Annotated in this window: 8 protein-coding genes; 3 read left to right on the forward strand and 5 right to left on the reverse strand. The window is 68.3% G+C overall.

Features of this window, described 5'->3' with window-relative positions:
- The first annotated feature begins 7 nt into the window (after window positions 1-7).
- From atpG to atpC, 3 genes are read left to right on the forward strand one after another with little or no spacing between them, the layout of a single operon-like run.
- Window positions 8-928: an ATP synthase F1 subunit gamma gene (atpG, locus tag OM076_RS30115; protein WP_270043837.1), complete on the forward strand. Its 921-nt coding sequence runs from the start codon at window positions 8-10 to the stop codon at window positions 926-928.
- A 9-nt stretch (window positions 929-937) separates the two neighbouring features.
- Entirely contained in the window at window positions 938-2,389 is a 1,452-nt protein-coding gene (gene atpD, locus OM076_RS30120) for a F0F1 ATP synthase subunit beta (protein ID WP_270043838.1), read from the forward strand.
- Window positions 2,389-2,814, forward strand: a complete 426-nt coding sequence (gene atpC / locus OM076_RS30125; RefSeq protein ID WP_270043839.1) for an ATP synthase F1 subunit epsilon — start codon at window positions 2,389-2,391, stop codon at window positions 2,812-2,814. The genes atpD and atpC overlap by 1 nt, the downstream gene beginning before the upstream one ends.
- Before the next feature lie 333 nt (window positions 2,815-3,147).
- Here the strand turns inward: atpC and OM076_RS30130 are convergent, their stop codons facing one another.
- From OM076_RS30130 to OM076_RS30150, 5 genes are all read right to left on the reverse strand, one after another.
- Window positions 3,148-3,846 carry a hypothetical protein gene (locus tag OM076_RS30130; protein ID WP_270043840.1) on the reverse strand — a complete coding sequence of 233 codons (699 nt, stop codon included), beginning with the start codon at window positions 3,844-3,846 and terminating at the stop codon, window positions 3,148-3,150.
- Between the two features lie 218 nt (window positions 3,847-4,064).
- Window positions 4,065-7,148, reverse strand: coding sequence for a M14 family zinc carboxypeptidase (locus OM076_RS46380; RefSeq protein ID WP_270043841.1), 3,084 nt, complete (start codon window positions 7,146-7,148; stop codon window positions 4,065-4,067).
- Between the two features lie 268 nt (window positions 7,149-7,416).
- Window positions 7,417-10,302, reverse strand: a complete 2,886-nt coding sequence (locus OM076_RS30140) for a M14 family metallopeptidase (RefSeq protein ID WP_270043842.1) — start codon at window positions 10,300-10,302, stop codon at window positions 7,417-7,419.
- A 167-nt stretch (window positions 10,303-10,469) separates the two neighbouring features.
- Window positions 10,470-13,412, reverse strand: a complete 2,943-nt coding sequence (locus OM076_RS30145) for a M14 family zinc carboxypeptidase (RefSeq protein ID WP_270043843.1) — start codon at window positions 13,410-13,412, stop codon at window positions 10,470-10,472.
- 132 nt (window positions 13,413-13,544) lie between these two features.
- Window positions 13,545-16,523 carry a M14 family zinc carboxypeptidase gene (locus OM076_RS30150; protein ID WP_270043844.1) on the reverse strand — a complete coding sequence of 993 codons (2,979 nt, stop codon included), beginning with the start codon at window positions 16,521-16,523 and terminating at the stop codon, window positions 13,545-13,547.
- Between the last annotated feature and the right edge of the window lie 105 nt (window positions 16,524-16,628).

Below are 16,628 nucleotides of genomic sequence, written 5' to 3' on the forward strand. Positions count from 1 at the left end.
ACCCGCCATGGCCCTCAAGGACGTCAAGCAGCGCATCGCGTCGGTCAAGAACATCCAGAAGATCACGCGCGCGATGGAGATGGTCGCCGCCGCGCGCCTGCGGCGGGCCGAGCAGCGCATCGAGGCGCTGCGGCCGTACGCGGGCGCGATCCGGCGGATGACCCGGCAGGCCGCCGAGGCCGCCGGCAACGTCCCCAACCTGCCGATCCTCAACGAGCACGCGTCCGAGGACAAGATCGGGCTCCTGCTCGTCACGGGTGACCGCGGGTTGGCGGGGGCGTTCAACTCCCAGATCGTCCGCGCGGGCATCCGCGCGGGCGTCGAGTACGAGAACGGCGGCAAGTCCACCGTCTGGTACGCGTCCGGGCGTCGCGGCGTGTCGTCGCTGACGTTCCGCGGCCGCGAGGCCAAGGGCGCCTACACGGGCTTCACCGACCGCCCGGCCTACGCCAACGCGCGCGAGATCGCGTCCGACCTGATCGCCGCCTACGTGGACGGCGAGGTCGACCGCGTCGAGATCGTCTACAACCGCTACGTGTCGCCGCTGACCCAGGAGGTCACGCGCGAGACGTTGCTGCCGCTGCAGCACGCGACCATCCTCGAAGGCGGCGAAGGCCTCGGCGGCCGCGCCGGCGGGGAAGAGACCGACGATCAGGACTCGGGCAAGCACGCGCTCGTCGAGTACGAGCCCGATCCCGAGGAGATCCTCGAGCGGCTGATCCCGGCCTACGTCGAGATCTCGATCTACCGGGCATTGCTCGAGTCCACCGCGTCCGAGCACGGCGCGCGCATGACCGCCATGCGCAACGCCTCGGAGAACGCCGGGGACATCATCAAGGACCTCACGCTGGAGTTCAATCGCGAGCGGCAAGCCGCGATCACCCAGGAGATCATGGAAGTCGTCGCGGGCGCGGAGTCGCTCGTCTAAGGAGAAATTGTGGCTGCGACCGCTGACACCGAGACGCGCAACGTCGGCCGGATCGAGGAGATCCAGGGCGTCGTCATCGAGGCCGTCTTCCCCGACAAGCTCCCCGAGATCAACTCGGCGATCGTCATCAAGCGGGAGTCGAACCCCAACGAGGACGAGAAGCTCGCCGGCGACACCAGCTCCGACCTGGTCTGCGAGGTGCAGCAGCACCTCGGCGACGACCGCGTCCGCGCCGTCGCCATGGACTCGACCGATGGTCTCTCGCGCGGCATGGAGGTCCTCGACACCGGGGGCCCGATCACCGTGCCGGTCGGCGACATCACGCTCGGGCGGATCTTCAACCTGCTCGGCGAGACGATCGATCAGGGCGAGAAGCTCGAGGTCAAGGAGCGCTGGCCGATCCACCGGTCCGCTCCGACCGTCGAGGACCTGACCCCGACGACGGAGATGTTCGAGACCGGCATCAAGGTCGTCGACCTGCTCGCGCCCTACGCCCAGGGCGGCAAGGTCGGCCTGTTCGGCGGCGCCGGCGTGGGCAAGACGGTGCTCATCCAGGAGCTCATCAACAACCTCGCCCAGGAGCACGGCGGCCTGTCGGCCTTCTGCGGCGTGGGTGAGCGCTCCCGCGAGGGCAACGACCTCTGGCTCGAGATGACCGAGTCGGGCGTGATCGACAAGACCATGCTCGTCTTCGGCCAGATGAACGAGCCCCCCGGGGCGCGCATGCGCGTCGCGCTGACCGGCCTCACGATGGCCGAGTACTTCCGCGACGAGCGCGGCCAGGACGTGCTGCTGTTCATCGACAACATCTTCCGCTTCGTGCAGGCGGGCTCCGAGGTCTCCGCGCTTCTGGGCCGCATGCCGTCGCAGGTGGGCTACCAGCCGACGCTGGAGTCCGAGATGGGGCAGTTGCAGGAGCGCATCACCTCCACCCGCAACGGCTCGGTGACGTCCGTGCAGGCCATCTACGTGCCCGCCGACGACCTCACCGACCCGGCGCCGGCCTCGGTGTTCGCCCACCTCAACGCCACGACGGTGCTCTCGCGCTCGATCTCCGAGAAGGGCATCTACCCGGCCGTCGATCCGCTCGACTCGACGTCGACGATCCTCAAGCCCGAGATCGTCGGCGAGGAGCACTACAACGTCGCCAACGAGGTCAAGAACGTCCTCCAGCGCTACCGCGAGCTGCAGGACATCATCGCGATCCTCGGCATCGACGAGCTCTCCGACGAGGACCGCGTGCTCGTGCAGCGCGCCCGCAAGATCGAGCGCTTCCTGTCGCAGCCGTTCCACGTCGCCGAGCAGTTCACGGGCACCCCCGGCGCCTACGTCTCGATCGGTGACACCGTCCGCTCGTTCCGCGAGATCCTCAACGGCGATCACGACGACCTGCCGGAGTCCGCGTTCCTGCTCAAGGGCAAGATCGAGGACGTCGTCGAGGCCGCCAAGAAGGACCGCTAGTGCCCCGCACCCCCTTCACCGTTGAAGTCCTCACCCCCGAAGGTGAGGTCTTCAACGCCGAGGTGGAGATGGTGTCCACGCGCACCAGCGTGGGCTCGATCGGCATCCTGGCCAACCACCAGCCGCTGCTGGCGATGCTGGACCCGACGGAGCTGCGGCTCTACAAGTCGGAGTCCGAGGTCGTCCGCTACGCGCAGGGCGAGGGCTTCCTGCAGATGACCGGCGACCGCGCCCTCGTCCTCGTGGACGAGGTCTTCGGCGTCGACGACCTCAACGCCGCCGACCTCCAGGATCGTTTGCGGCGCGCCGAGGACGAGCTCTCCGCCGCCGAGGACGGCTCAGAGGAGCAAGCGGCCGCCAAGCGCGACAAGCGCCGCTACGAGGCCTTCCTCAAGCTCGCCCAGGGCGGCGGCGACTCCCACTAGTCCGCGTCGCTCGAGCTGCGCGGCCGCGACGACCGGGCCGCGCAGCCGGACTTCGCCCAAATAGGGACGAAAGTCAAGTGCGCCGGTGAGGGGGAGGGGAGTGGCAGTGCCACCCGTCCCGGGCTGCCGTGTGCTCGCTCGGCGCGCGGCTCTGTCGGCTCGAATCGCCGTGCTGGGATATCCCGGCACGAGATTTCGGGCAACACAGCCGAGCCGAGCGGCGGACGACGGCACAGCGCCGCGAACTCCGGGCTGCGGCGGGTCTTCACCCCTTAACGACGAAGGGCCGCCCAGTGGGCGGCCCTTCGTCGTTTCAGAGGGAGTGCGCTTCGACTACGGCGTGGTGGTCGAGAGCGTGAAGGTGAGCGTCTTGGCGTAGCCGCCGGTGCGCAGGGCCTCGGTGGCGGCGATGGACTGCTTGAAGTTCAGCGTGGCCGCCTCGGCGCCGAGCGGGCCCGCGTAGGTGAGGAGCTTGGTCGGCGCGGCTGAGCCGCCGACGTCCGCCATCGGCGAGGAGACGCCGTTCGGGCTCGTGGCGCCGACCTGCAGCGGAGCGGCGAGCGCGAAGGTGCCGTTCATCAGGCGGCCCGTGGCGGTCGCGCTCGGGTCGGCGACCCACAGTGTCGCGTCCGCGGCGGTCGACGTCAGCGTCGCCGTCATCGACGTCGTGTAGTCCTTGCCGATGCCCGGGATGAAGGGCGAGAACGCGGCGGGCGTGCCGAGCGTGAGGTTCAAAGTCGCCGCGGTCCCGCCACCGACTTCGCCGCTCGCCCCCACCACCGAGTAGTGGCGGGTCGCCGTCTGCGTGTTGCCCGCGGCGTCCTTGGCCAAGACCGTGAACGTGAAGTTGCCGATCGTGCTCGTGCTGATCGCACTGCCGCTGGCGACCGGGCCGTCGCAGGACGGGACGCCGCTGCTCTCGTCAGCGCACGAGTAGGACGCGGTGACCGGTGTCCCTTGCTCGTACGACGCTCCTTCCACGGGCGTCACGATCGTGATGGTCGGCGGGGTCACGTCCGGGCCTTGAGCCATGGCGGGACCCGCCGGCAGCGCAGCCAGTACCAACCCAACCGTCAAAACACCCTTCCATGGCCTGAACATGAACACCCTCTGAAAATCGAAGAACTCCCCGGACCCGACCAGAACTTTCTTAGCCAGGGCCACTTAAGTCAACCTTCCGGCCTGGACAACGGACGGAAGTGCTACGCCCCGGAGACCGGCAGATGCCGGTCCCCGGGGAAACTGCAGTCTTACGGTGTGGTGGTGCTGAGCGTGAACGTCAGCGTCTTACCGTACGACCCAGTACGGAGACCCTCGCTCGCCGCGATCGTCTGCTTGAAGTTCAGCGTAACCGGGTCAGCACTGACCGGGGCGCTGTAGCTGAGCAGGTTCAGCGGCGCGGCGCTGGACCCGACGTCGGCGAACGTGGTGTTCGTCGTGGCGGAGTTGGTCGCCTTGGCCTGCATCGCCTGCTGCAGGAAGAACGTCCCGTTCACCAGGTGGCCCGTGTGGTCCGCGCTCGGGTCCGCGATGCTGAGCGTCGCGTTACCGGCGGAGGAGGTCACGGTCGCCGTCGTGGAGGCCGTGTAGTCCTTGCCCAGACCGGGCGTGAAGGCGCCGAACGTCGCCGGGCTGCCGAGCACGAGGCTCAGCGTGGCCGGCACGCTGCCGTTGATGGTGCCGTCGGCGTTGGTCGCGTCGATGACGGTGTAGCTGCGCGTCACGACGTTCTCGTTGCCGGCGTTGTCCTTCGCGGTCACCGAGTAGGTGAACGTCCCGGGCGTCGAGGTGTTGAGGTTCGTGCCGAGCGCCGGGTTGCCGGTGCAGCTGGCGACGCCGGAGTTCTCGTCGGCACAGGTGAACGTCAGCGGGACCGGGCGGCCCTGCGTGAACACCGCGCCGTCGAGGGCGGGGTTGGTGAACGTCACCGTCGGCTTGACCAGGTCGACGACGTAGGCCTTCGACTGGACCGCGGACGTGTTGCCCTTGAAGTCCACCGCGATCCACTTCAGCGTGGTGTTGCTATTCAGCGCCACCGGGTCCGGCAGCTCACGCGGCCGGCGGGGCTTCCACTCCGTCGACGCGGCGGTCGGCGTCGAGCCGTCCGTCGTGTAGTAGATCGACGCGGCCTCGGAGGTCGTGAACTTCACGCCCACCGGTGCGTTGGACAGCGTCGCGCCGGTCGCGGCCGACGACGGAGCCGTCGTGTCGTTGGAGTAGTCGAGCGCGGACTGCAGGAGGGCGTAGTTGCCGTTGGAGAACTCCATGCCCTCGTCGTGGCCCTCGTTCGCGAGGTTGGCGTTGCCGCCGATCGGCACCGCGCCGAACGGGGGCTGGAAGCCGGGGGACGCGGTCGTGCCGTCCGCCAGGCGCTTCGTCGCGCCGATCTCGAAGTCGTAGCCGATGATGCCGTGGTTGTAGTACGCCTCGTCGGCGGAGTTGCCGGCGGCCGAGTAGAGGACGTCCGTGACCGGGCCGGTCTGGGCCGGGAGGATCGCCGTCTTGCGGTAGCTGTAAATCCGCTCCAGGACCGACGAAGCGGTCTGGTCGAAGTAGTTCAGCGTCCCGTACGGCGGGTACGGCAGCGTCGTGCGGTCGGCCTTGTAGGCGCCCGGGGGCCACATGAAGTAGCCGCCGGAGGAGTGCACGTTCATCGCGAACTTGATGTTCGGATGCGTCGTCTGGATGAACGTCTCGTTGCGCACCTCGGGCTCGGAGAGCTCGAACGGGCCGGCGAACGTGTCGCTGGTGCAGCTCGCGGACGCTCCGACGTAGCCGTCGAAGAATGAGCCGACCGAGAAGTTGCGGTTGAGGTCGACGCCCCAGCTGTTGCGGGCCGCCGGGTCGTTGTTGCCCGTCGGGTTCGACGCGCAGTAGTTGACCATGTTGCGGCGCTGGCCCGAGTTGTCGAACATCGAGTACGTGGCGCCGTCGGCGTTGATCGACGGGATCACGTAGATGTCGAGGCCGTCGATCAGCTTCGTCGTCTCAGGATCGACGCCGTAGTTGCGCACGAGCCGCTCGGCGGTCTCGAGGCAGACGAGCGGGGTGCCCCACTCGCGGGCGTGCTCCTGGCAGTAGATGAAGACGCCGACCTTCTGGTCCTGCGGCTTGCCGACGTTGTTGCCGATCCGCATGCCCTGGACCTGGATCGGGCCGCGCGGCTGGCTCGTCGGGGCCTTCAGCCAGTCGCTGAGGTTCGCCGACGGCGTCGCGAGCACCGGGGCGGCGCCCGTGTTGGTGCGGTAGAGCGCGGCGGTGACGAGCTTCGCGGCGTCCGTGTTGGCGTTGATCGCGGCGACGACCTGGGCGGCCGTGCTCGTGATGACGCCGGCGGCGTCGGTCGCGGCGTGGACCGTGATCGCGTTGCCGGAGACGGTGACCAGGAGGTCCTTGGAGGCGCCGTCGTTGACGATCGCGGCGGACAGGTTGTTGCCGCCCTCCTGGCCCCAGGCCAGGGAGGTCAGGACGACGGATCGCGGCTGGTCGGCGGCGGGCACCGACGTGGCACCGGCGTAGGCCGCGGCCTGGCCGATGATCGTCTGAGCCTTGCGCTGGTAGCCGTTGGTCTTGTACGGCAGGTTCATCAGCGTCGTGATGTTCGTGAACTCGCCGGTGAGCTCGCGCATCTTGGCGTAGCTCTCGCGCGGCGTCACGTAGTGGGTGTTGAAGTCCTGGATGAAGCCGCCCGGGCTGGTCGTGCCGCCGTTGCCGAGCCACTTCTTGGCGTCGAGCGTGGCGACGTCGCCGTTGGGCGCCGCGATCCGCACGTAGGCCGGCATGCCGCCGTCGCCCACGTTGCCGATCCGGAAGCGCGACCCGTGGTACAGGTACGCGGCGGGCGAGACGTCGGGGTCGAGGATCGCCGACAGCTGGCCGGAGCCGAGCTGCGTGCCGTCGGCGGCGAACCAGGCCGCCTGGAGCGCCGGACCGGTGTAGCTACCCCCGGTGATCGCGGCCTCCGTCGTGGTGCCCTCGATCGAGAGGTAGCGCCCGGAGACGTCCTCCCAGTAGTCGGCGCGCTGTGCACGGACGGTGCCCGCGATCGCCTGCTTGCTCTTCTCGGCGGCGGAGGAGGTCAGTGCGGACTTGGCGGCCGCTTCCTCGGCGATCGTCGCGTCGCGCGAAGCGCGCAGCGCATCGACGTCGGCCTGCGTCTGGAGAACCTTGACGGCGGCGTAGCCCTGCGCCTCGAGGAGCGCCTTCTCCTCGTCGGTGACCACTGCGCTGGCCAGGATCCCACCGCCGGGAGCGTCGATAAAGCCATGGTCGAAGTCGGTCCCTTGGGACTCGAGCTGTTCCATCGTCGCCTTGCTCGGCAACTTGAACTGCACGACCGACTCACCATTGTCCGCGAGTGCCGTACTTGGCAGTACGGCCATAACAGCCGCGACCGCGGCTGCACCCATCCATGGCTTCAAAGCCACTCCCTCCGTCTTAAGACCCTCGGAACCCCTCCGAACGGGGCACCAATTCTTAGGGATCCGTGAGGCGATAAGCAACCCCGTAGACGGACGTTCGAGTCCATTTGACGCTTAGATGGCTCCACGCACAGCCGGCCGGGATCAACCCGGCCGGCGTGTGGAGCGGTGATGCTTGGGTTTACGGCGTGGTGGTGCTGAGCGTGAACGTCAGCGTCTTGCTGTACGTCCCCGTGCGCAGCGCCTCATTGGCCGCGATGGCCTGCGTGAACGTGACCGGGACCGACTCGTTGGAGGTCGGTGCGGCCCACGTCTTGATGGTGCCGAGGCCGCCGAGCGGGCTCGTCAGGGCGAAGGTGCCGTTGACGAGGCGCCCGGGCGCCGTGGTGCTCGGGTCGGCGACGCTGAGCGTCGCGTCACCCGCCGTGGAGATCACGGTCGCCGTGGTGGTGGCCGTGTAGCTCTTGGCGACGCCGGGCGTGAACGCGCCGAACGTGGCCGGGGCGCCCAGCGTCAGCGCCAGCGTCGCCGGGACGTCTCCGCCGGCCGTGCCGGTCACGTCGGTCTGGCCGAGGATCTGCGACTTGACCGCGGACGTGTTGCCCTTGAAGTCGACGCCGATCCACTTCAGCGTCGTCTTCGGCGCGAGGTCGAGCGCATCCGGCAGCTCGCGCGGCCGGTTCGGCTTCCACTCGGTGGAGGCCGTCGTCGGCGTGGAGCCGTCGGTGGTGTAGTAGATCGAGGACGCCTCGTTGCTCGTGAACTTGACCGAGTAGGTGGGCGTCTTGCCGTCGGCGGTCACGGTGGTGCCGATGTTCGGCGCCGTGGTGTCGTTGGCGTACTGCAGGGCGGAGGCGAGGAGCGCGTAGTTGCCGTTGGCGAACTCCATGCCCTCGTCGTGGCCCTCGTTGACGAGGTTGGCGTTGCAGGTGCCCGTGCCGCCGCCCGTGTTCGGGGTCGACGTGCTGTAGCACGGCTGGAAGCCGGTGCCCTGGGACTGGCCCGTCGCGAGCACCTTGCTCGCACCGATCTCGAAGTCGTAGCCGATGATGCCGTGGTTGTAATACGCCTCATCCGCCGAGTTGCCGGCGGCCGAGTAGAGGACGTCGGCCACGGGGCCGGTCTGCTGCGGCAGGATCGCCGTCTTGCGGTAGTTGTAGATCCGATCCAGGACCGCGGAGGCGGTCTGGTCGAAGTAATTCAGCGTCCCGTACGGCGGGTAGGGCAGCGTGGTGCGCGACGGCGTGTAGGCGCCCGGGGGCCACATGAAGTAGCCGCCGGAGGAGTGCACGTTCATCGCGAACTTGATGTTCGAGTAGGTGGACTGGATGTACTGCTCGTTGCGGACCTCGGGCTCGGACATCTCAGACGGGCCCTGGAACGTCTCGCCGGTGCAGTTGGTCCCGCCGCCGACGTAGCCGTCGAAGCCGGAGCCGACCGAGAAGTTGCGGTTGAGGTCGACGCCCCAGGTGTTGCGGGCGTACGGGTCGTTGTTGCCCGTCGGGTTCGACGCGCAGTAGTTGACCATGTTCTTGCGCTGCGAGTTGTAGTCGTACATCGAGTACGCGGCGCCGTCGGCGTTGATCGTCGGGACGATGAAGATGTCCAGGCCGTCGACGAGGGACTTCGTCTCCGGATCGGTCGCGTAGTTGCGCACGAGCCGCTCGGCGGTCTCGAGGCAGACGAGCGGGGTGCCCCACTCGCGGGCGTGCTCCTGGCAGTAGATGAACACGCCGGTCTTCTGGCCCTGCGGCTTGCCGACGTCGTTGCCGATGCGGAGCATCTTCACCGTCTGCGGACCGCGCGGGTACGTCGCCGGAGCGTTGAGCCAGTCGCTCAGCTTCGACGGGGCGGGCTGGGCCGTGACCACGCCGGCGCCCGCGTTGGTGCGATACAGCGCGGCGGTCACGAGCTTGGCCGCGTCCGTGTTGGCGTTGATCGCCGCGACGACCTGTGCGGCCGTGCTGGTGACGGCGCCGGTGGCGCCGGTGGCGGCGTTGACCGTGATCGCCTTGCCCGTGACGGACACGCTCAGCGGCGCGTTGTTGGCGCCCGGGTTGACGATCTGGGCGGTGATGTCGTTGCCGCCCTCCTGGCCCCACGCGAGGGCCGTCAGGACGACCGCGCGGGCCTGGTCGGCCGTGGCCGGGGTGGACGTGGAGCCCGTGTACGGCGTGGCGATGCCGAGCACGGTCTGGGACTTGCGCTGGTAGCCGGTCGTCTTGTTCGGCAGGTCGGAGACCTTCGCGATGTTGGAGAACTCGCCGGCCAGCGCCGTGATCTTCGCGTAGCCCTCCTGCGGATCGACGTAGTGCGTGATGAAGTCCTTCTGGAACCCGGCGGCGTACTGCGGCGCGCCGTTCCCGACCCACTTCTTGACCGCGAGCGTCGCGACGTCGCCGTTCGGCGCCGCGATGCGGACGAACGCCGGCATCGGCGTGCCGATCGTCGAGGCGTCGCCCAGACGGAACTTGGTGACGTGGTACAGGTACGCCCGCGGCGTGACGTCGGGGTCAAGCAGCGCGGACAGGTTGCCCGAGCCGATCTGCTGCCCCTGGGCGTCGGTCCAGGAGGCGACGAGCTGTGGGCCGCTGTAGCTGGTTCCGGTCACCGATGCCTGCGTGGTGGTGCCTTCGATCGAGAGCCAGCGTCCGCCGGCGTCCTCCCAATAGTCGGCGTGCTGCGCGCGGACGGTGCCGGCCGCAGCGCTCTTGCTCTTGTTGGCGGCGGCGCTGGTCAGCGCGGCCTTGGCGGCGGCCTCGGCGTCGATCGTCGCCTGACGTGCGGCGCGCAACGCGTCGACGTCGGCCTGCGTCTGGATCGTGTCGACCGCCGGATACCCCATCGCCTCGAGCTGCGCCTTCTGCTCGGGCGTCACGACGATCGTCGCCTTGATCTGTCCCGGCACCGACTGGTCGTAACCGTCGCCGATGTCGTAGCCCAGATTGGCCAGTTGGTCACCCGCTGCCTTGTTCGGCAGCTTGAACTCGATGACGGACTCCCCGTCATCTGCCAGCGCGGACGCCGGCATCACGGCGATCGCGACCGCGGTTGCGATCGCTCCCATCCAAGGCCTCATAGGCCTCCCTCCTTCAATAGACCCTAGTGCTGCGGACGCTCTTGTACGGGAAGAGACAAGGTCAGCGCAAGGATCTAAACGGACGTTCTAGTCCAATTAGAGGACGATGAGAAACCGATGGGGGCGCCGGCGGAAAACCGGCGCCCCAGAGCGGTTTACGGTGAGGTCGTGCTGAGCGTGAACGTCAGCGTCTTGGAGTACGCGCCGGTGCGGAGCGCCTCGTTGGCACCGATGTCCTGGCTGAACGAGATCGCCGCGGAGTCGTTCGAGACCGGCCCGGCATAGGTCTTGACGACCGCCGGGAGGACCGCGCCGCCGGCCTTCAGCGGCTGGGCGAGCGAGAACGTCCCGTTGACGAGCCGGCCATTGGCCGTCGTGCTCGGGTCGGCGACGCTGAGCGTCGCGTCACCCGCGGTGGAGATCACGTTGGCGGTGGTGCCCGCGGTGTACGTCTTGGCGATGCCCGGGGTGAACGCTCCGAACGTCACCGGAGCGCCCAGCGTCAGTGCCAGCGTCGCCGGCACGGTGCCGCCGGCCGTGCCGGTGGCGTCGGTCTGGCCGAGCACCTGGCTCTTGACCGCGGAGGTGTTGCCCTTGAAGTCGTGGGCGATCCACTTCAGCGTGGTCTTGGGCGCCAGCTGGAGCGGGAGCGGCAGCGCGCGGGCGCGCGGCGGCTTCCATTCCGTCGAGGCCGTGGTCGGGGTCGAGCCGTCGGTCGTGTAGTAGATCGAGCTCGCCTCGTTGCTCGTGAACTTGACCGAGTACACCGGCGTGATCCCGTCCGCCGTCACGAGCGTGTTGACGACCGGCGCGGTGGTGTCGTTGGAGTACTGCAGCGCCGAGCGCAGGAGCCCGTAGTTGCCGCTCGCGAACTCCTCGCCCTCGTGCTTGCCCTCGTTGAGCAGGCACGGGTTCGTCGTGTTGGTGCCGAACGGCGGCTGCTGGCCGGGGCCGCAGGTCGCCGCGCCGGTGCCGGTGTCGTTGTAGTGGGTGGCGCCGATCTCGAAGTCGTAGCCGATGATCCCGTGCGCGTAGTACGCCTCGTCCGCGGAGTTGCCGGCGGCCGAGTAGAGCACGTCGATGACGGGGCCGGTCTGTTGCGGCAGGATCGCCGTGCCACGGTGGGACTTGATCCCGTCGAGCACCTGCTTGGCGTTCTGGTCGAAGAAGTTCAGCGTGCCGTAGGGCGGGTACGGCAGCGGGACGCGCGCCGGGGTGTAGGCGCCGGGCGGCCACATGAACAGGCCGCCGGAGGAGTGGATGTTGTTGATGAACTTGATGTTCGTGAACGTGCTCTGGACCCACACCTCGTTGCGGACCTCGGGCTCGGAGAGCTCGAACGGACCGGAGTAGTTGCCGCTCAGGCAGTCCGTGAACGTCGCGCCCTGGAAGCCGTCGTGGATCGAGCCGATCGAGAAGTTGCGGTTCATGTCGACGCCCCAGCTGTTGCGCGCCGCAGGATCGGTGGCGCTGCCCGGCATCGTCGTGCAGTAGTTCGACATGTTCTTGCGCCGGTTGGAGTCATACAGCGAGTGGATCGAGCCGTCGCCGTTGATCTGCGGGACGATGAAGATGTCGAGGTTGTCGACGAGCTGCGTGGTCTCGGGATCGGTGCCGTAGTTGCGCACGAGCCGCTCGGCGGTCTCGGTGCACACGCCCGACGTCGCGATCTCGTTGCCGTGCTCCTGGCAGTAGAAGAAGACGCCGACCTTGGACTTGTCGCGGACCTTGCCGATCCGGAGCATGTTCTGCGTCTGCGGTCCGCGCGGGACCGTGGCGGGAGCGCGCAGCAGGTCGCTGAGCGGGGAGACCGCGCCGGCGATCGGGATGCCGGCCGCCGCGTTGGTGCGGTACTTGCTCGCGGTCACGAGCGCCGACGCCGCCGGGTTGGCGTTGATCGCGTCGATGACCTGCGTCGCGGTGCTCGTCAGGCCGCCGGTGGCGCCGGTGGCGAGGTTGACGGTGATCGCGTTGCCGGTGACGCTGACGCTGAGCGGCGCGTTGTTCGCCGCCGGGTCCTTGAGCTGGGCGGTGATCGCGTTGCCGCCCTCGTGGCCCCAGGCCTTCGAGGTCAGGACGATCGCCCGGTCCGCGTTGGCGGTCGAGAGGGCGGCCGTGCTGCCCACAGGCAGGTTGGTGGCGTCGAACGTGACGTACGACGCGGTCTGGTAGCCGAGCATCGTCTGCGCCTTGCGCTGGTAGCCCGTGGTCTTCTCCGGCAGGTCGTAGACCTGGGAGATGTTCGGGAACTCGGCGGCGAGGTCGCGCATCTTCTTGTAGACCTCGGGCCCGTCGTAGTAGCGGGTGTTGAAGTCGTGCTTGAAGGTCGCGGCGTAGCTCGGCGGGTTCTTGGCCAGCCATTCCTTCGCGGGGATCGTGTCGACGTCGCCGTTGGGCGCCGCGATCTTGACCGTCGCCGGGTCGACGCCGCCGTCGCCCTTGTTCCCGATCCGGAACACCTGGTAGTGGTACTGGTAGTAGTCGGGGTTGACGTCGGGGTCGATGTAGACCGTCAGGTTGCCGCCGCCCATGCGGTTGCCCGCGGCGTCGTACCACTCCGCGGTCAGGACCGGGCCGGTGTACGAGCAGCCGGTGCCGGCCGTCGGGTTCGTGCAGGTGATCTGTGCCTGCGTCGTGTTCGCCTCGATCGAGATGAAGCGGCCGACGTTGTTCTCGTAGAAGTCGCCGCGTTGCGCCCGGACGGTGCCCGGGGCGGCGCTCTTGCCCTTCACGCCGGCGGCGTTGACCTTCAGCGCAAGCTTGGCGGCGGCCTCGTCGGCGATCGACTGGTCGCGCTCCGCGCGGATGCGGTCGATGTTGTTCTTGTCGTGCACGACGGCGACGGCCCGATAGCCGCGCGCCTCGGCGAGCGCCTTCTCCTGGTCGTTGACCCAGGCGCTGACGATGATCCCTTCGCCGTCGCCGGCGTTCTCGACCGCGTGGTCCATGTTCAGACCGAGCGACTCGAAGTCCGCGTAGGCCGCGGAGCTCGGGAGCTGGAACTGGATCAGCGCGGGGTCGTCGTCACCCGCGAACGCCGCTGACGGCGCTATCAGCAGTGCAGCCGCGATCGCGACTGCTCCCGTCCATGGCCGCATAGGCCACCTCTCCTCTTAGGTTGAGACCCCCTCGGGCGCGATTCTGAGGCCAACCTGAGCAGCAATGCAAGCGTTTGATGAGAGAGGTTCCTCAACGGGGCGCCGGCGAACCGGCGCCCCGTAAGGACGGATTTACGGCGTCGTCGTGCTCAGGGTGAACGTCAGCGTCTTGCTGTACGCGCCCGTGCGCAGCGGCTCGTTGGCCGCGATCGACTGCGTGAACGTGACCGGGACCGACTCGTTGGAGGTCGGTGCGGCCCACGTCTTGATGGTGCCGAGGCCGCCCAGCGGGCTCGCCAGTGCGAACGTGCCGTTGACCAGGCGGCCGGTGGCCGTCGGGCTCGGGTCGGCGACGCTGAGCGTCGCGTCACCGGCGGAGGAGATCACGGTCGCCGTGGTGGAGGCCGTGTAGCTCTTGGCGAGGCCCGGCGTGAACGCGCCGAACGTCGCCGGTGCGCCCAGCGTCAGCGCGAGCGTGGCCGGCACGCTGCCGCCGACCGTGCCGGGGGTGTCGGTCCGGCCGAGCACCTGGGACTTCACGCCTGAGACGTTGCCCTTGAAGTCCTTCGCGATCCACGCGAGCTTCGTCCCGGGCGCGAGGTCGAGCGGGAGCGGCAGCGCGCGGGCGCGCGGCGGCTTCCACTCGGTCGACGCGGTGGTCGGGGTCGAGCCGTCGGTCGTGTAGTAGATCGAGGCCGCCTCGTTGGAGGTGAACTTGACCGTGTAGGTGCCCTTGCCGTCGGACGTCACGTCCGTGCCGACGACCGGAGCGACGGTGTCGTTCCCGTAGTCGAGCGCCGACTGCAGGAGGCCGTAGTTGCCCGACGAGAACTCCTGGCCCTCGGCGTTGCCCTCACCGGAGAGGCAGGTGTTGGTGGGGTTGGCGCCGAACGGCGGCTGCTGACCCGGGCTGCAGGTCGCTGGGCCGGAGCCCGTGTCGTTGTAGTGCGTGTCGCCGATCTCGAAGTCGTAACCGACGATGCCGTTGACGTACCACGCCTGGTCGGCGCTGTTGCCGGCGGCGGAGTAGAGGACGTCGATCACCGGGCCGGTCTTCTGCGGCAGGATCGCCGTGCCGCGATGGGACTTGATGCCCGCGACGACGTGGGAGGCGGTCTGGTCGAAGAAGTTCAGCGTGCCGTAGTCGGGGTACGGCAGCGTCTCGCGCTTCGGCGTGTAGGCGCCCGGGACCCACATGAAGAGGCCGCCGGACGAGTGGATGTTGTTCGAGAACTTGATGTTCTTGAACGTGTTCTGGATCCAGATCTCGTTGCGGGTCTCGGGCTCGGAGAGCTCCGCCGGACCGGCGAAGTTCGAGCCGGCACAGCCCGTGATCGAAGCGCCCTGGAAGCCGTCGAAGCCCGAGCCGACCGAGAAGTTCCGGTTGATGTTGACGCCGTAGCTGTTGCGGTAGGTCGGGTCCGTCAGGTTCTCGGGGTACTTCGTGGTGTCCTCGCACCAGCGCGCCATGTTGGTGCGCCGCGGCGAGTCGTAGATCGAGTGCGTCGCGCCGTCGGCGTTGATGAACGGGAGGATGAAGATGTCCAGGTTGTCGACGTAGGACGTCGTAACCGGGTCCGTCCCGTAGTTCTTCACGAGGCGCGACATCGTCTCCAGGCAGACGCCGGAGGTGGCGATCTCGCCGCCATGCTCCTGGCAGTACAGGTAGACGCCGACCTTCTGGTCCTGCGGCTTGCCCTTGTCATTGCCGATCCGGAGGATCCACTGGTCCTGCGGGCCGCGCTTGATCGTCGGCGGCGCCTTCAGCAGGTCGCTGAGCGGCGAGACGTCACTCGGCACGAGGACGCCGTCGGCGGCGCTGGTGCGGTACTTGCTCGCCTCGATGACCGCGGAGGCGGCGGGCGAGGCGTTGACGGCCGCGATGACCTGGGCCGCGGTGCTGGTGATCGCGCCGGTGGCGTTGGTGGCCAGGGCGACCGTGAGCTTCTTGTCGGCCAGCGCGACGGTGAGCGGCGCGTTGTTGGTCTTCGGGTCGACGAGCTGGGCGCTGTAGTCGTTGCCGCCGTCCTGACCCCACGCCTTCGTGCGCAGGACGACCGTCTTGGCGGCGTTGGCCGTGCTGAGGGTCGAGGTGCTGCCGTTCGGCGCCTGGTACGTCAGGCCGGTCTGGGGATCGACGAGCGGGGCGAACGTGACGTAGGACGCCTGCTGGTAGCCGACCATGGTCGCCGAGCGGCGCTCGTAGCCCCAGGTCTGCTCCGGAGCCTTGAGCTCCTTGGCGATGTTCGGGTACTGGGCGGCCAGGTCGTGGACGCGCTGGTAGCCCTCCTGGGCCGTGTAGTAGCGCGTGTTGAAGTCGTGCTGGAAGTTCGCCGCGTAGCTGGGCGGGCTCTTCGGCAGCCACTCCTTCGCGGGGATGGTGTCGACGTCGCCGTTGGGCGCGGAGACCTTCACGTAGGCCGGATCCGGGCCGCCGTCGCCCTTGTTGCCGATCCGGAAGATCTGGTAGTGGTACTGGTAGTAGTCAGGCGAAGCTGACGGGTCCGGATCGATGTAGGTCGTCAGCGCGCCCTGGACGATCAGCTTGTTGTTCGCGTCGTACGCGGCCGCCTGCAGCACCGGGCCGGTGTACTGGCAGCCCGAGCCCGTGTCGGGGTTCGTGCAGGTCACCGACGCCTGCGTCGTGTTGGCCTCGATCGAGATGAAGCGGCCGACGTTGTTCTCGTAGAAGTCGCCACGCTGCGCGCGCACCGTGCCGGGCGCCGCGCTCGGGCCGGCCTTGCCGGCGGCGTTGGTCTTCAGCGCCGCCTTCGCGGCGACCTCGGACGCGATGTCCGCGTCGCGCTCGGCGCGGATGTGGTCGATGTTGTACTTGTCGTGGACGACGCCGACGTTCTCGTAGCCGTGGGCGCGAACCCAGGCGAGCTGCTGGTCGGTGACCCACGCCTGGACGGTGATGGACCCGTCGGCGTTCTTGTCGACCTCGTGATTCATGTCGAGACCGAGGTTCTCGAAGTCGTCGTACTGGTCCGCACTCGGGACGTGGAACTTCAGTAGCGCCGGATCGTCGTTCCCGGCGAATGCCGAGCTCGGGACCAGCAAAATGGCAGCCGCAATCGCGGCCACTCCCAGCCATGGCTTCACAGCCATTCCCCCTCTCATTGGGACCCTCTGCGAGCGGGAGATGAGCAACTACGGGCGGTAATTGCAACTTGGATGTGGGTGAGATGACTCAACACCCGCCGCTACCCTGCG

The sequence above is a fragment of the Solirubrobacter ginsenosidimutans genome, from assembly GCF_027587205.1.